The sequence below is a fragment of the Pseudomonas sp. genome (assembly GCF_049300855.1).
Taxonomy (GTDB): domain Bacteria; phylum Pseudomonadota; class Gammaproteobacteria; order Pseudomonadales; family Pseudomonadaceae; genus Aquipseudomonas.
The window spans coordinates 153,693-168,539 of sequence record NZ_JBAQKH010000027.1 but is presented as its reverse complement, the minus strand read 5'-3'; the positions used below and the strand labels follow the sequence as shown (position 1 = coordinate 168,539).

The 14,847-nt window shown below is 59.8% G+C and carries 12 protein-coding genes; 10 read left to right on the top strand and 2 right to left on the bottom strand.

The annotated features are described in order from the left end of the window. Window positions 1-9: 9 nt before the first annotated feature. The 5 genes from WA225_RS13660 to WA225_RS13640 are packed head-to-tail and all read left to right on the top strand — an operon-like array spanning window position 10 to window position 9,365. Window positions 10-1,722, top strand: coding sequence for a DUF2138 domain-containing protein (locus WA225_RS13660; protein ID WP_422608330.1), 1,713 nt, complete (start codon window positions 10-12; stop codon window positions 1,720-1,722). Continuing rightward, the gene (locus tag WA225_RS13655) at window positions 1,707-2,357 is read left to right on the top strand and encodes a DUF1175 domain-containing protein (protein ID WP_034153738.1); all 651 of its coding nucleotides are present in this window, start codon (window positions 1,707-1,709) and stop codon (window positions 2,355-2,357) included. Before WA225_RS13660 ends, WA225_RS13655 begins: the two co-directional genes overlap by 16 nt. Next, complete coding sequence (locus WA225_RS13650; RefSeq protein ID WP_422608329.1) at window positions 2,354-6,928, top strand: alpha-2-macroglobulin family protein; 4,575 nt, start codon at window positions 2,354-2,356, stop codon at window positions 6,926-6,928. Before WA225_RS13655 ends, WA225_RS13650 begins: the two co-directional genes overlap by 4 nt. Before the next feature lies 1 nt (window position 6,929). Then, on the top strand, window positions 6,930-8,549 hold the full coding sequence (locus WA225_RS13645; protein ID WP_422608328.1) for a DUF2300 domain-containing protein: 1,620 nt from the start codon (window positions 6,930-6,932) through the stop codon (window positions 8,547-8,549). A 3-nt stretch (window positions 8,550-8,552) separates the two neighbouring features. Then, on the top strand, window positions 8,553-9,365 hold the full coding sequence (locus WA225_RS13640; RefSeq protein ID WP_422608327.1) for a YfaP family protein: 813 nt from the start codon (window positions 8,553-8,555) through the stop codon (window positions 9,363-9,365). 66 nt (window positions 9,366-9,431) lie between these two features. Here the strand turns inward: WA225_RS13640 and WA225_RS13635 are convergent, their stop codons facing one another. Together WA225_RS13635 and WA225_RS13630 are read right to left on the bottom strand one after the other, a co-directional pair. After that, window positions 9,432-9,740 (bottom strand): type II toxin-antitoxin system RelE family toxin, encoded by a 309-nt coding sequence (locus tag WA225_RS13635; RefSeq protein ID WP_422608326.1) that lies wholly within the window; start codon window positions 9,738-9,740, stop codon window positions 9,432-9,434. Further along, complete coding sequence (locus WA225_RS13630; protein WP_242206912.1) at window positions 9,730-9,969, bottom strand: type II toxin-antitoxin system RelB/DinJ family antitoxin; 240 nt, start codon at window positions 9,967-9,969, stop codon at window positions 9,730-9,732. Before WA225_RS13630 ends, WA225_RS13635 begins: the two co-directional genes overlap by 11 nt. 281 nt (window positions 9,970-10,250) lie before the next feature. On the opposite strand from WA225_RS13630, the gene WA225_RS13625 reads away from it, so the two are divergent. The 5 genes from WA225_RS13625 to WA225_RS13605 all read left to right on the top strand — a co-directional run bounded on the left by WA225_RS13625 (window position 10,251) and on the right by WA225_RS13605 (window position 14,809). Further along, on the top strand, window positions 10,251-11,495 hold the full coding sequence (locus WA225_RS13625; protein ID WP_422608325.1) for a tyrosine-type recombinase/integrase: 1,245 nt from the start codon (window positions 10,251-10,253) through the stop codon (window positions 11,493-11,495). Between the two features lie 98 nt (window positions 11,496-11,593). Next, window positions 11,594-12,523 carry a DUF6387 family protein gene (locus tag WA225_RS13620; RefSeq protein ID WP_422608324.1) on the top strand — a complete coding sequence of 310 codons (930 nt, stop codon included), beginning with the start codon at window positions 11,594-11,596 and terminating at the stop codon, window positions 12,521-12,523. Window positions 12,524-12,633: 110 nt separating this feature from the next. Beyond that, the gene (locus WA225_RS13615) at window positions 12,634-12,867 is read left to right on the top strand and encodes an AlpA family phage regulatory protein (protein WP_422608323.1); all 234 of its coding nucleotides are present in this window, start codon (window positions 12,634-12,636) and stop codon (window positions 12,865-12,867) included. Then, window positions 12,867-13,088, top strand: a complete 222-nt coding sequence (locus WA225_RS13610) for a hypothetical protein (protein ID WP_422608322.1) — start codon at window positions 12,867-12,869, stop codon at window positions 13,086-13,088. The genes WA225_RS13615 and WA225_RS13610 overlap by 1 nt, the downstream gene beginning before the upstream one ends. A gap of 155 nt (window positions 13,089-13,243) precedes the next feature. Then, window positions 13,244-14,809 carry an AAA family ATPase gene (locus tag WA225_RS13605; RefSeq protein WP_422608321.1) on the top strand — a complete coding sequence of 522 codons (1,566 nt, stop codon included), beginning with the start codon at window positions 13,244-13,246 and terminating at the stop codon, window positions 14,807-14,809. The last annotated feature ends 38 nt before the right edge of the window (window positions 14,810-14,847 follow it).

Below are 14,847 nucleotides of genomic sequence, written 5' to 3'. Positions count from 1 at the left end.
TTGTTAACGATGAGTGATAACACTGTGACTCCAGCTGCCCTTACGCCAGCGACTCAACCTTCCCGGAAATGGCCGTTGCTGCTGGCCGGGCTGTGCCTGGTGGCCGGGGTCGCGGGCGGTCTTGGCTGGCTGCTGCACAAACCCAAGGTTCCACCGGCGGAGCTGGCCAGTGACAAGCTCGGCTTGAGCCGCCCTGATGCGTTGCTGGAAACCCGCTCGCTGAGCCAGTTGCCAAAAGACTTGCTGACCGTGCCGTTCCTCAAGGCCACGCTGACCGAAGATTTCGTCTTCTATTACGAGACCCATGCTGATCGCCTCGGCTTGATCGGCAGTCTGCGCCGGATCATCTACGAGCATGACCTGAAGTTGCAGGACAGCCTGATCGAGCAGCTCTTCGATCAACCGGCCGATGTCGCACTGTGGCGCGGGGCGGACGGTCGCTTGAAGGATTTCCTGTTGGTGATGGATCGCGGCGGGCTGGCGAAACTGCTTGAGCCATTGGCAAAGGTTGCGCTGGATGACACGCAACTCAGCCAGATGGGCGAACTCAAAGTCGGCGGCGATAGCGTGCCGCTGTACCAACTGACCTACAACGCCAGCAAAGCCCTGTTGTTCGCCTCCCACGGCGACAAACTGGTGGTGCTGTCCAATCCGGCCAAGTACTACGACCCGCAAAGCGGCGCCTCTGAAGAGTCCGGCCACGTCTCGCCACAAGCGCTGGCGGCGCTGCTCAACGGCGAAAAACTCTTCCCTGAAGCCTTCGGCCTGCCGGCGAAAACTCCGGAAACCAAACAGCGCCTGTCGGTGAACTCCAGTGTCTTGGCCATGGGTTATCAGCGTTTCATCCCGAACTTCGCCGGGCTGCGCTTCGACATGGATGACAAGGGCTGGCACAGCTACCTGGCCATGGACGAACTGGACAACCAGCCAGACTTCGATTTCAAACCGGTCTGGCAAGCGATGCCGCTGGGTGCCAGTGCCTGCGTGACCTTGCCGATCGCTGCCGAACCGCAAAAGCCATTGCTGGTAAAACTCGGCGCCGAAGAAGCGGTGGCGCAAACGCTCACCGAACACGTGGCCGGCGCTGCAGGCCTGTGCTGGTATGCCGATTCGCGTTTGTATACGCCGTTGCTGGTGGCCAGCCTGAAAGACGAGGACAGCAGCAAACTCGACGGCGACCTCGGCAAACTGTTCGGTTCGATGGTCGGTGCGTTCGAGGCCAACGTCGACGAAAACGTGTTCCCGGTAGTAGAGAAGCAGGAAGGCCAGAACCACGTCTGGCAGCGTCAGGTCAGCTCCAACTTCGGCCCGTATGCGGCGAAGACTGCCGAAAATCCGGATGCCATTTCCGGCAAGGCGTTCATGAAAGTCAGCCTCGCCCGTCACGGCTCGACGCTGCTGTTTTCCCTCGACGACAAGCTCGTCGACAAAGCCATCGGCACTCTCGACAAACGCTTCCCGCCAATGGCCGACGTGCTGCCCAAAGATGTGCTGATGCCGATCTACTTCGGCCCGGACTCGATGGCGCAACTGATGCAGCAGGAGACCCTCGACAGCCTGCCGCAGGACATGGAACCGGTGTTTTACAACGCCGCACAAACTTACCTGATCCCGAAACTGCGCACCCTCGGCGGCTACGGCAAATATGCGCTGACCCTGCCTGAAGGCAGCGAGCCTGACGGCCACTGGCAGTGGTTGCCGCTGGAATGGAAAGCGCTGTGACAGCATTGATCCGCAGCCTCGGCTTGCTCGCGCTGTTGCTCAGTGCGGGCGCCCGCGCCGTCGAAGCGCCGGCACTCGATCCGGCGCAGTCCCAGGTATTCCGCGCCTGGTTCGTGCGTATCGCCCAGGAGCAACTGAGCCAAGGCCCGAGCCCGCGCTGGTATCAGCAGGACTGTGCCGGGCTGGTGCGCTTTGCCGCCAACGAAGCGCTGAAAGTTCATGACGACAAGTGGCTGCGCAGCAATGGCCTGTCCAATCGTTATCTGCCGCCGGAACTGTCGCTTAGCGATGAGCAACGCAAGCTCGCCCAGCAATGGCAGCAGGGCGGTGGCAAGGTCGGACCGTACGTCAACGCGATCAAACTGATTCAGTTCAACAGCCATCTGGTCAGCCGCGACGTGTCGCAAGCACGGCCCGGTGATCTGATGTTTTTCGATCAGGGCGACGACCAGCACCTGATGATCTGGATGGGCCGCTACATCGCCTATCACACCGGCACTACCACCCCGACTGACAACGGCATGCGTTCGGCAAGCCTGCAGCAACTCATGACATGGAAGGACACCCGATGGATACCCGACGCAGCCAACCCCAACTTCATCGGCGTCTATCGACTGAACTTTCTCTCCCAATGACCGGTGCCCGCATGTTGCGACTCTGCTCCCGAATTCCTCTGCTGCTGGCGCTGTTGCTGCCACTGGCCACCGTCAACGCCGAAGACTCGGTCGAGTCGAGTAACTACACGCCGGTCTCCGGTGAGAGCTTTTTCCTCTTGGCCGACAGCAGCTTCGCTGCCGATGAACAGGCGATGGTGCGCCTCGAAGCACCGGGTCGTGACTATCGTCGTTTCCGCATGGAACCCTACGGCGGCGCCGACATTCGCGTGTACCGTATCGACAAGCCGCTGGACTTCCTCAAGCGTCAGAAGAACCTGCATCGGGTGGTCAGCGACGGCCAGTTCAAGGGCGAAGGCCTGTCCAACACCCTCGCGTATCTGTGGGACAACTGGTACCGCAAATCCCGGCGGGTGATGCAGCGTGCGTTCTCTTATGAATCGCGCAAACAGGTCACCGAAGAAGTGCCGGAACTGAAGATGGGCAACGCCATCGCCGCGCCGACACCGTACGACGCGCAGCCGCAATTTGCGCTGATTCCGGGTCTGCCGGTGGTCAGCCAGTTCCGCTATCCGCTGTGGCAGGCCAAGCCGATTCAGCCGCCGGAAGGGGTGAATCTGGCCGGTTCTTCCAGTGATTTCGTTAGCGTCGCACCCGGCAACGTTTACATCCCGTTGGGCAATTTGAAACCGGGCCTGTACCTGGTCGAAGCGCTGATCGGCAAGTACCGCGCGACTACCATGGTGTTCGTCTCCAACACGGTCGCGGTGAGCAAGATTGCCGGCGATGAATTGCTGGTCTGGGCGGCGCGCAAACACGAAGGCAGTTCGGTGCCGAAGGTCAACGTGCTGTGGACTGACGGCCTCGGCGTGATGAGCAGCGGCGCCACCGATACCGATGGTTTGCTGCGCCTGAAACACGTCAGCCCGGAGCGTTCGTTCGTCATCGGCGAGGACGAAGAGGGCGGCGTATTCGTTTCGGAAAACTTCTACTACGACAGCGAAATCTACGACACCAAACTGTATGCCTTCACCGACCGGCCGCTGTATCGCCCGGGTGATTGGGTGTCGCTGAAAATCGTCGGTCGCGAATTCAAGAATGCGCGGGATTCGGTGTTGCCGGGGGCGGCGGATGTCACGGTCAGCGTGCTCGATGCCACTGGCACCGAGTTGCAGCACCTCGATTTGAAACTCGATTCGAAGGCCGGTACTCAAGGCCGCTTCCAGTTGCCGGACAACGCCGTGGCCGGTGGTTACGAGATTCGTTTCAACTATAAGGATCAGGCCTACAGCAGCGCCTTCCGTGTGGCGGAATACATCAAGCCGCACTTCGAGATTTCGCTGAATCTGGCCAAACAGGATTACCGTACTGGCGAGCCGGTCAAAGGCAGTCTGCTGTTGCTTTACCCGGACGGCAAACCGGTGGCCAACGCCAAACTGACCCTGAGCCTGCGTGCCCAGCAACTGTCGATGGTCGACAACGAGCTGCAATACCTCGGGCAATTCCCGGTGGAACTGACCAGCACCGAACTGACCACCGACAGCAAAGGTAACGCGGCCCTTGATCTGCCAGCCGCCGACAAACCGAGCCGCTACATGCTCACCGTGTTCGCCAGCGATGGCGCGGCGTATCGGGTCAAGACCACCAAGGAAATCCTTATCGACCGTGGCGCGGCGAGTTTCCGTCTGAGCGCGCCGCAACGCTTCAGCGCGGTCGGCGACAAGGTTGCGTTCAGCTACGCCAACGAGGGCGGTAGCGAGCAAAGCAAAGCGGTGACGCCGAGCACCTATGGCTGGGTGCGTCTGGAAGACCAGAGCAGCGGTGAAGGCAAACTCGCGGCGACGGACAAGGGCTTCAGCCTGGCGTTTGATCGGCCGGGCACCTACAACCTGACCTTGAAAGATCAACACGGTCGCGTGCTCGGTGCCACGGGGCATTCGGTTACTGGCGACGGCGTCAAAGCGGTGCCGGGCACTGTGGAAATCGTCCTCGATAAAGCCGAGTACAAGGCGGGCGATGAAGCACTGGCGCTGATCACCTTCCCGGAACCGGTCAGTGATGCGTTGCTGTCGCTGGAACGCGACAAGGTCGAAGCCACTGCGCTGCTGGCCAAGGGCGGCGACTGGCTGAAACTGGAAAAAATCAGCGACACCCAATACCGCGCGCGCATCCCGGTGAAGGACAACTTTGCGCCGAACCTGACCTTCTCGGTGCTCTACACCAAGGGCGGTCAGTACAGCTTCCAGAACGCCGGGATCAAAGTGGTCGCGCCGCAAATCGACGTGGCGATCAGCACTGACAAAGCGGTGTATCTGCCGGGCGACACGGTCACGGTTGACCTGACCACGCAGTTCGCCGGCAAAGCGGTGCCGGCACATCTGACCGTCAGCGTCGTCGACGAAATGGTCTACGCGCTGCAACCGGAAGTCGCGCCGACCATCGACCAGTTCTTCTACCACCCGCGCCGCAACAACGTGCGCACCAGTGCCAGCCTGTCGTTCATCAGTTACGACGTGGCGTTGCCGGGCAGCCCAGGCGCGCCAGGCAAAGCCAACCGCAGTGAACGCGGGGTGAAAGTGCTGGAGCGGCCGCGTCGGGAAGACGTTGATACCGCCGCGTGGCAGCCGGAGTTGTTGACCGGTGCCGACGGCAAGACCCGCTTCACCTTCAAGATGCCGGACTCGCTGACCCGCTGGCGCATTACCGCCCGCGCCATCGCCGATGACGGTCAGGTCGGGCAGAAGAAGCAGTTCGTTCGCTCGGAAAAACCGCTGTACCTGAAGTGGAGCGGCCCGAGCAAATTCCGCAAGGGCGATCAGCCACAACTTGGCGTGTTTGCGTTCAGTCAGGCCGAGAAACCGGTCAAGGCTGAACTGGTGACTCACTATGCTGGCGCCGAACAGCGTCTGCCGGTGACCCTGAACAACGGCATCAACTACCTGCCGCTGCCGGCGTTCGCCCTGGCTTCCGGCGAGTGGACGGCGGAGTTGGTGCAGGACGGCAAAACCGCCGACGCCCTCGCCGTGCGCTTGAGTGCGACCGGTGACGGCTGGCAAGTGACGCAGACGCAAAGCCTCGATGTCGCCAGCGGCGATACCGCGCTGAGTCTGCCGGCAGATGCCAGCGATATTCGCCTGCGTCTGGATGACAGTCCGCAAGCGTTGTTCCGTTCCGCACTCGATGATCTGCTCAGCTATCCGTACGGCGGCGTCGAGCAGACGGCCAGTCGTTTGCTGCCATTGAGCATCGCTTATCCGTCGCTCGCGTCGAATCCGCAGATCCGTGATCGCTTGCGCCTGATCATGCAGAACAGTCGTCTGCGTCTGGTGCAAATGGCCGGGCCGTCGGCGAGCTTCACCTGGTGGGGTTACGACGGTGAGCCGGATGCGTTCCTCACTGCTTACGCCTACTACGCCGACTGGAATGCCAGCCAGGTGCTGGAATTGACCTTGCCGCCGGAGCACTGGCAGCGGGTGCTGGAGGTTTACGCCAAGCAAGCGCCAAACACGCCGTTGCTGCAACGGGCACTGATTCTGTCGTTCGCCAAGCAGATGCATTTGCCGGTGAACACACTGCTCAGCGGTTTGATCGATGATCTGGCCAAGGCCGGTGAAGGCAATGCGCAGACGCTGATGGACGATGGTGAAGACAGTCTGGTGATGAGTGATCCGGATTCGGCGCTCGGTCTGGCGGCGGCGCGGGTGTTGACCGCTTCGTTGGCCACGCAGGCGAAAGTGGCCTTGCCAGACGCGTTCAATCGTCAGGTGGCTGCTGCGCAACAGCGTCTGTCGGTCAGTTCGCAGCCGTTCGCCGAAGCGCTGAATTTGTCGTTGCAGCCATTCGATCAGGCGCGTGCGCAAGCGCTGCTGCAACGCCTGCTGCCGCAACAGTCGACCTTGGAACGTGCGCTGGCGCTGACCTGGCTGCAGCGCAGCATCGCTCAGGCATCGCCGACCATTACCCTGACGCCGGGTGAAGGCTGGAAGAAAAACTACGGTGCCAGCGGCGAGATGTACTGGACGTGGCAAGGCGCGACACCAGTGCCAAGCGTGTTGAGCGTGTCGGGCACACAGGAGCGTCCGCTGCGTGCGGCGCTGAGCTTCCAGACTCAGCAACCGGCAGTCGATCCGATGGCCGTGACCATCACCCGTCGCCTGTCGCGACTGGTGCCGGGCGATGAAGCGTTCACCTTCAAACTGGAGCCGGTCGGCAGCAAGCCGTTGTCCAGCGACAGTCTGTATCTGGACGAAGTGATCCTCACCAGCAAAGCACCGAAACCGCTGCGCTACGGCATGCTCGAAGTGCCGCTGCCACCGGGCGCCGACGTCGAGCGCACGACGTGGGGCATCAAGTTGCAGGGCAAGGACGGCACCGAGCCGACGGCGCTGGAGAAGGCACGCTTTGAACCGGGGCAACTGGCCTACGCGGTGCCGGTCGATGCGCTGAGCGGAGAATTGCGCCTGCGTCATCTGGTGCGCTTCTCACAGAAGGGCCAGTTCAACCTGCCGCCGGTGCGCTTCACGCAAGTCTACGCGCCGCAGCATCAGGCCCAGGAAGCGAAAGCCGCCCTCGGTCAGGTCACGGTCAACTGACATGCGCCGGCCGCTGTTGTGGCTGCTGATGTGTGTGATGCCTGCGCTGGCGACGGCGCAGGATGAGCCGCTGCGCGTGGCCTATAAGGGCGAGTTGTTGTCGCTGAATCAGACACAACTGATCGCTCGTGAACCGTTGCCGTCATCGCTGGATACGCCGCTGGGCAGTCTGTGGAAGTTGTTTGTCTATGCGTGGCTGGTCGATACCGGCGCGCGGGAACCGGCCTATGAATGCCGCGGGCAGTCGAAGGACGAGGTTTATTGCTGCGCGACGGGTGGCAAGGTCGAGCGTGATCAGGCGTTGGTGAAATCCTGCGGGTTGTATTTCGAGCCTGCGCGGTTGGGGATTGCGGCCGCGGATTGGCGAACGTATTGGCAGGCGCGTCAGGCACCGTCGTGGTTGCTGGATTTGCCGTCGGTGCAACCGGCGCAACGGGTTTCCGTGGCTGAATTGCTGAAGGTCCTGGCCGTGTTGCCGGCGCAGGATCAGGCGCGTCGAGTGCTGCTCGATGTGGTGCTGAATGTGGCGGACGGCAATGTCGTCGGTGAACTGGGCGGGCGCTTGCGGGTGAAAACCTGGAGCTGGCTCGGCGATCAGGACCCGCAATCACGACAGGGTGGGTTTGCCGGTTGGACGGCGGATGGCTCGCCGGTCTGGGCGGGCGGACGCGGTACCAGTCAGATGGTTTTGCGCCATTATGGGCAGGCGCTGGCGACGATGTTGCCAGCGACATGGCCGGCAGAGACGGGCCGTTGTGTTGAAGTCGGGTTGTTCTCGCGCTATCCGTTTACGCGGGTTTTGGCTGGCGAGCGGGTGGTGACGTCCGGCCCGTTGCGGGGCGACTACCGCGTCGAATTCGCCAACGGCAACGCGCTGGATATCCACAGTGACGGCGAACTGTTTCTGCTCAACGACAAACTCGTCGCACGGCTTGATCGCGAAGAATACGTTGCGCGAGTACTGGAGCGTGAAGCCAAACCGGAACCGGCCGAAGCCGCCAAGGCGTTGGCCGTGGCGATTCGCACGTATCTGCTGCAGAACGCCACGCGCAACGGCGATTGTCTGAGCATTGATGACAGCAGCAATCGCCAACGTGTCGCACCACGGCCAGCTTCGGTGGAATCACGCAACATCGCGGCGTGGACAGCGGATCTGGTACTGGCCGGTAGCACCGTCACCTATCACTCCGATCAACCCGGCCCGGACAAACTCGCCTGGCAACAAGCCGTCGAGCAAGCCAACGCCGGTCAACGTTACGACGCGATTCTGCTGCACGCCTATCCGCGCGCGAGCCTCAGCCGTTGGGACAATCCGGTCGCGTCCTGCGAAGCGCTGCCCGCTGCGCAAGACTGGCTGCAGAAACAGCGACGCGGTTGGCGCCCGACGCTGGAAAGCGAAACCGGCTACAACGAAGTCAGCACTTTCGCCGTGTGCAAACTGGCCTTCGGCCGGCCCTTCGTCGATCGTGAACGTCAGCGCATTTACGTACGTGGCGTGCTGACCCTGCAGGATCGCCTCGACCTGACCCACGAATATCTGCACCTGGCCTTTGAAGCACATCCCAACGGCCAGGATGAAACCTACATCGAAGGGCTCGCCCGTCACCTTTTGCTGGAATAGACCATGACACTCCGTTATCCACAGGTCTTGCTGCTGCTCTGCACCTTGACCGCGCTATCGCCGGCCATCGCTGCCGACAGCGTCAAACTCGACACTCCGGTCGGCGGCTGGCGCAGCGGCGCGCCGGAAGGTGAGGGCGAAAGCTTCCGTCAGACCGTCAACTACCCGGCTTCGTCGGTCAACACCCCGGTCGGCCAAGCCAACACCGCCCGCATCAGCGGTGACATCAAAGCCTCGCCGAAAAGCAACGAGCCTGGCCGACTGATCGTCAACGGCGTGAGCATGCCGCTGAAAATCGACGACAGCGGCCACTTCGATCGCCCGTTCTCCTTTCCCAACGGCAGCAATAGCGTCGAAGTACGCAGCCCCGACGGCCTGCAACGCCACCGCACTCAATTCCTCAACACCAGCGGCGGCGCGACCCCGGCGAAACTGCGCGTACTGCTGGCGTGGGACAGCGACGGCACCGACCTCGACCTGCACCTCGTCACCCCCGACGGCGCGCACATCTGGTACGGCAATCGCGTCGCACCTAACGGCGCAGCACTCGATGTCGACGTCACCACCGGCTACGGCCCGGAAATCTTCGCCATGCCGGCGCCGATCAAGGGCCAGTATCTGGTGTACGTGAATTACTACGGCGGTGGCTATCGCGGGGATGACGAGGGCGGGGATGAAGCGGTGCAGCCGCTGACCACGGCGCAGGTGACGGTGATTACTGAAGAAGGCACACCGAACGAGAAGATGGAGACGTTTCTGATCCCGATGCGCGCGGTGGGTGAGCTGACGCTGGTGAAGTCGTTCAGTTATCCGTGAAGGGGCGACGGGTTCTGAACTAGCGAGCAGGTCAGCAGGCTGCTGACCTGTTTCAGAGAATCTCAATCATTGAGTTGACTCAACGCTGGGGGGCAGTCGGTCTTGCGCAACCTCGTAAGCAGCCTCTCGCTCTCTCTTCCCGATAGCGACTACGAACACCACGATCTCCTGATCAAGCACCTGATAGATCAATCGATAGCCAGCGCTTTTCAACTTCACTTTGTAGCAGTCCGGCAGCTCGCGAAGTCGATTGGCTTCTATTCGAGGATTCTTCAGTATCTCAGCTAGCTTCTTCCTGAACTGTTGGCGAACCGTATCGCCCAGCTTGTTCCACTCCTTTAACGCACGACGATCAAATTCAAGGTTATAGGTCATCCAGACTTACCTTGACTCGCTGAGGAGCGGCGAGACGTTCGGTGACTACGGCGATGAGGGCTTCATCTTCCTCGCTGATTAATGCCGCTTTGAAGGGCAGCTTGCCCCGCTCGACGACGTATTGAAGTGTCTGGCGCAGAAGCTCTGACGGAGTTACGCCGAGCTTTTCCAGCTCGGCGAAGGAGCGCTGTTTCAGCTCATCGTCGATGCGAATATTGATGGAGGCCATGATGGGATACCTGTAATGACGTTTGTCTTTACGGTAGCAAGAAGCTTTCATATCCGACAAGCGCGAATTTATGTTTCTGACGGTATGTTAGGTTTCTTTCAGGCATTAAAAAGCCGGCTTGTGGCCGGCATTCTTATGATCCGCAGCTTCTTGCAGTTTTCCTCAAAGCCTAGATTTTACTAGGCTTTGAGCCTACTATCAGTCCGTAAGTCCCCGCCGTTGATTGCTGGAAACCGCGATCAGGGTGTGGGTCAAAGTGTGGGTCGGACTGAGGAGGCTTTATGGGCAAGCTGACGATCAAGGCAATCGAATCACTTGCCCGGTCTGGAGACGCAGGCAAAACCAACGACGGTGATGGTCTGTATTTCCAGATAAGCAAAGCCGGGGTGTCTAGTTGGATTTTCCGTTACAAGATTGAGGGCAAAGGACGTGAAATGGGCCTGGGCCCTTATCCAACCATCACGCTTGCGAAGGCCCGCGTACTGGCAGCAGATCAACGCAAGGTTTTGGCTGCTGGCGATGACCCTCTGGCTGCCCGTGATTCCGAGCGAGAAGTGAAGCGCGAAGCCGAGCGACAAGCCCAAACGCGTCGTGTGACGTTTGAGTCGCTTGCCACCGAATACCGAAAAGCGCATGGCTCGGCTTGGTCGGAGAAGTGGCGTAAAGGCTGGCTACGAAAACTGGAGCTGTATGCCTTCCCCATCATCGGCAAGCTGCCTGCTGCCGAGATTCAGACCGAGCAGGTCCTGAAAGTACTTCGCCCCATCTGGGCAACCAAGACCCGCACTGCCGATGAGGTGCGTGGACAAATTGAGCAAGTACTTGATGCCGCCAAGGCGCACAAACTGCGCGATGGCGACAACCCGGCACGCTGGCGCGGGCATCTGGACAGCCTGCTGAGCAAAGTGGAAAAGAAAAAAGCTCGTCAGCGTCAGCACTTCCCAGCGATGAAGTGGAAGGATGTGCCGACGCTTATGGTCAAGCTGGCGATGGACGAATCTCGCGCCTCTATGGCGGCTCGACTGCTCATCCTCACCGGTGCGCGCGCGCTCATGGTCCGCTTTGCAAAATGGTCGGAGTTTGACTTGAAGGCCGGTATTTGGTCGCTGCCTGCCGAGCGGATGAAAATGCGTCAGGCCTTCAACATTCCCTTGGCTCGCGAGGTAATCGAGCTAATGGAAGCCCTCCCGCGCGACGACGACAGCTCGTATCTTTTCCCTGGTCAGGGCAAGACTGGGGTTATGCATGCCAACGCTATCCGCAACCTGTTGCACGGCCTCGGGCATGATGACGTGACCCGCCATGGTTTTCGGTCGAGCTTCCGTGACTGGGCAAGTGAATGCACTCAATTTCCGCGTGAAGTCTGCGAGCTGGCGCTGGCCCACGACGAGCGTGATCAGACCGAGGCGGCTTACTCCCGATCCGATTTCGTCGAGAAACGCCGCGCCTTGATGGCTGATTGGGCGAATTTCATTACCACGCCGCCAGCGTCAAACGTAATTCAAGGTGGCTTCAAGCGCGCCTGATCAATTTACGACCAGCCTTGCCCGGTTGCGCGAAAAGCGGGAATACCTACCCTGCTGACTGGTCACGTCCTATGTGGGTCGCCGGAGGAAGCGCAGCAGTGGCAAAAATTGACCGAGTAAAAGATCTGCCGGTTTGGTTCGATCTGGAGAAGTACCGCCAGGCTGAAACGTTCGGGGAGAAAGAGTGGTTCGAGCAACTAGCCTATCGAAAATGGTTGCTGACGAACAATCCGGAATACCCTATTCGTCGGACGGTAACGCGCGCTATCGCCAAGGAAATCACATACAAAGATGAGAACGGTGAAATCGTATCGGACGGAGCATTATTGTTCGCCGGAGACGTCGCTATGGATGACGCCGAAGCGATGTCTGATTGGAGAAAATGGGTTGGTAACGCGGCCTCTACGTTGCGCGAATCCCCATTCGCAGTTGAGTGGGACCATAAATACATCAAGAAAGCGCAGCCTGTATCGAGCATGACTATAGGTGACATGCACGGCGTGCTTGTACAAGGAGCTTTGACGATAAAAAGGAGCGGAACCTCGTCCCTGTTACAAGATTATATTGATACTTTCAAGTGTGAGGAGGTTAGCCGTAAGGCTATATATCATCGTCCCTTCACCCCACAGCCAGTAACCAGGGCGGCCGTCATGGTTAATCTCGATGCAACCGATGGCGAGATTAAACAAGGGTTTGATACGTGGCTGAAAGGAGTCCGTGCTGATCAGCAGACCAAAGCAAAGCGTCAAAAACCATCTCATACGAATTGGGCACGTTATGGGCTGCTGCCATACCTCGACCTATTGATTTGGGCTATGGAGACCGAAACCCATATTCCCGACCGGGTATTGTCCGCAGCCGTAAGCCATTACGACGCGGGCGAAGCAAATTTGCGCAAAACCTTAGTCCCTTTGGCTGCAGACCTGATGGGTAGCCTTTCGACACTTCAAACGATGGTTGCTGCCCGAGCGCCAGCCGACCAGAAAGCTTTCGAGGGCGGAGTGTTTCCGGAAACACTCGAGGACTGAGTCTTTCCGGAAACTGTTGACCGTAGACACTTGGATCGAACTCACTCGCGTTGGTCTATTGAATACGTAGCCATCCGCAGCGCCGCTGCGAAGTCGCGAGGAAAACGACAATGGCTGCAACCAACCAAGAATACGCCCAACAGAAAGCCACCCAGCGTCAGCAGCGCCGCATCTTGCGGTTCCCCGCTGTGAAGTCTGCAACGGGTTTGGGGCGTACCAAAATCTATGATTTGATGAAGGAGGGCCGGTTTCCGAAGGCTCGTCGCATCGCCGGTGCGAATGTTGTTGGCTGGGACTCGCTGGAGATCGAAGCTTGGATTTCCGAGCAGTTGGAGGGCCTGTAATGAATAACGGCCACTCCTTGTTGTTTCTTGATGAACTGCAATCCGCTTATGGGCCGCTTGATTTTCTGCCAATGCCAGACGGCAATATCCATCGCTTTCACGTCCCCGGTGACAAGCCTGGCAGTCAGAACGGCTGGTATCTGCTGTCTTCCGACCCCGTCGATAAGGGCTGCTTCGGTAGCCTGAAGGCTGGTGGTGTGTACATCGGCGAGGTGCTCTAAATGAAAAAGAGCCGCCCCCCATACCAGCAGAGCAGCCCGTCGCGTGGTCAGCTTATCACCCTCATCGGCGTCTTGTCGGTCCTTGAGTACGCCCTCCGCCTGCCTGTGCTGCTGACGTTTGTAGCACTTCTGTATCGGCTGATTATGGAGGCAGCATGAGCAAAATCGCCATTCACAACGTTGAACCACTCGCCGTGCTGCGCTCGCGTCTGAAAGGTGTCAAGCAACACGGCGACCGCTTCATGGCCGTATGCCCCGCTCATCAAGACAAGTCCCCATCCTTGAGTCTGTCGCAGGCCGAGGATGGCCGCGCACTGGTTCACTGTTTTGCCGGTTGCAAGACCCGTGACGTACTGGGCGCTGTAGGCTTGGAAATGCGAGACCTGTTCCCGGAGAGTTTGAGCCAAGAGCAGCGCAAGCAATTTCGGCGCATCAAGCTGCAAACAGTGCGCGGTTCGGAGTATTTGATTATCGAGGCGGCAAAAGCCGAGGCTATGGCCGGCGCCTTGAGTGAGGAGAGCACCGCCCGGCTGGCACTGGCACAGGAGCGAGTCGACCATTTGAATCGCCAATTGGAAGAGCTGGGTAGCTCCGAAACACCGCCGTACCGTGCATTGCGGGAGGTGAAGTTGGGCGACGTTATGAGCGCCAGTTTGGAAACCGTTCGCTATGCCGTAAACCCATGGATGCCTCGTCGGCACGTGACCCTGCTGGGGGGGCATGGTGGTATCGGTAAGTCGAGCCTTGCCCTAGCCATCAGCGCACATGTTGCATGCGGCCTTCCCTTCGCCGGTTTGCCAGTCGAGCAATCCACCGTTCTGTTCGTGAGCTTGGAAGATGAGGCCTGCATCGTGCGTCTGCGCCTGCGGAGTATCATTGAAGCATACGGGCTGCCCGCGGAACGTGTGCTTGCCTCCCTTCGCCTGTTGGACGGTACTCAGAACATCGCCGCTCTGATGACGGAGGGGGACGGGTTCAGCGCACAGCCCGTTTTCACCCAGGCATACCGGGAACTGGTGGATGCTGCTCACGGTGCAGGGTTGATCGTGCTCGATAACGCTTCTGATGCTTTCGATGCGAACGAAAACAGCCGCCGCATGGTACGTGCTTTTATGCGTGGTCTGGTCGACATTGCCCGCGAGCGCGATGCTGCCGTGGTCCTGCTGGCGCATATCGATAAGAGCGCTGCCAGGGAAGGCGCACGCGGTAACAACTACAGTGGTTCGACTGCCTGGCACAACAGCGCTCGCTCGCGGTTGGCGCTGATGGGGCAGGAGGGGCGCATTCTGCTCGTACAGGAGAAGGCTAACCTTAGCGTGCGGGCAGAGCCTTTGGCCTTCATGTTTGTGGATGGGGTTCCCGTGCCTGAGGCTGGTTTTCACATTGAAGGCCTGACCACTGAGAGCTTCGATCACGCCGAGATCCTTCGCGCGTTTACTGCGGCCCATGAGGCGGGTATCAACGTGCCCGCCAGTCTGACTCCAGGCGCGTATTCGGCTATGAAGGCGCTTGAGTCGCTCCCTGAGTATTGCCATACCTTCCGGGGCAAACCGGGTCGTCAGCGCGCCGCACTCGCCATTACTGCGCTGATCCGTGTCGGGCGCATCCGGCGCACAGAGTACAAGACTCCCAATCGTAAGAACCGCGAGCGTCTGGTGCTGGTCGAGCTGCCGGTGAAAGCCTCAGACTCGATCGACAATGTGCCCATTCAGTGCGTTTAAAAAGTGCGCCGCGCCACCCCCTATAACCCCCTCAGCGC

What these genes read in the sequence shown, in the direction of transcription:
- WA225_RS13630 (WP_242206912.1), bottom strand. Translation starts at nt 9,969, where the DNA reads ATGGCCTCCATCAATATTCGCATCGACGATGAGCTGAAACAGCGCTCC.
- WA225_RS13605 (WP_422608321.1), top strand. Translation starts at nt 13,244, where the DNA reads ATGAGCAAAATCGCCATTCACAACGTTGAACCACTCGCCGTGCTGCGC.
- WA225_RS13640 (WP_422608327.1), top strand. Translation starts at nt 8,553, where the DNA reads ATGACACTCCGTTATCCACAGGTCTTGCTGCTGCTCTGCACCTTGACC.
- WA225_RS13625 (WP_422608325.1), top strand. Translation starts at nt 10,251, where the DNA reads ATGGGCAAGCTGACGATCAAGGCAATCGAATCACTTGCCCGGTCTGGA.
- WA225_RS13610 (WP_422608322.1), top strand. Translation starts at nt 12,867, where the DNA reads ATGAATAACGGCCACTCCTTGTTGTTTCTTGATGAACTGCAATCCGCT.
- WA225_RS13635 (WP_422608326.1), bottom strand. Translation starts at nt 9,740, where the DNA reads ATGACCTATAACCTTGAATTTGATCGTCGTGCGTTAAAGGAGTGGAAC.
- WA225_RS13660 (WP_422608330.1), top strand. Translation starts at nt 10, where the DNA reads ATGAGTGATAACACTGTGACTCCAGCTGCCCTTACGCCAGCGACTCAA.
- WA225_RS13655 (WP_034153738.1), top strand. Translation starts at nt 1,707, where the DNA reads ATGGAAAGCGCTGTGACAGCATTGATCCGCAGCCTCGGCTTGCTCGCG.
- WA225_RS13615 (WP_422608323.1), top strand. Translation starts at nt 12,634, where the DNA reads ATGGCTGCAACCAACCAAGAATACGCCCAACAGAAAGCCACCCAGCGT.
- WA225_RS13650 (WP_422608329.1), top strand. Translation starts at nt 2,354, where the DNA reads ATGACCGGTGCCCGCATGTTGCGACTCTGCTCCCGAATTCCTCTGCTG.
- WA225_RS13645 (WP_422608328.1), top strand. Translation starts at nt 6,930, where the DNA reads ATGCGCCGGCCGCTGTTGTGGCTGCTGATGTGTGTGATGCCTGCGCTG.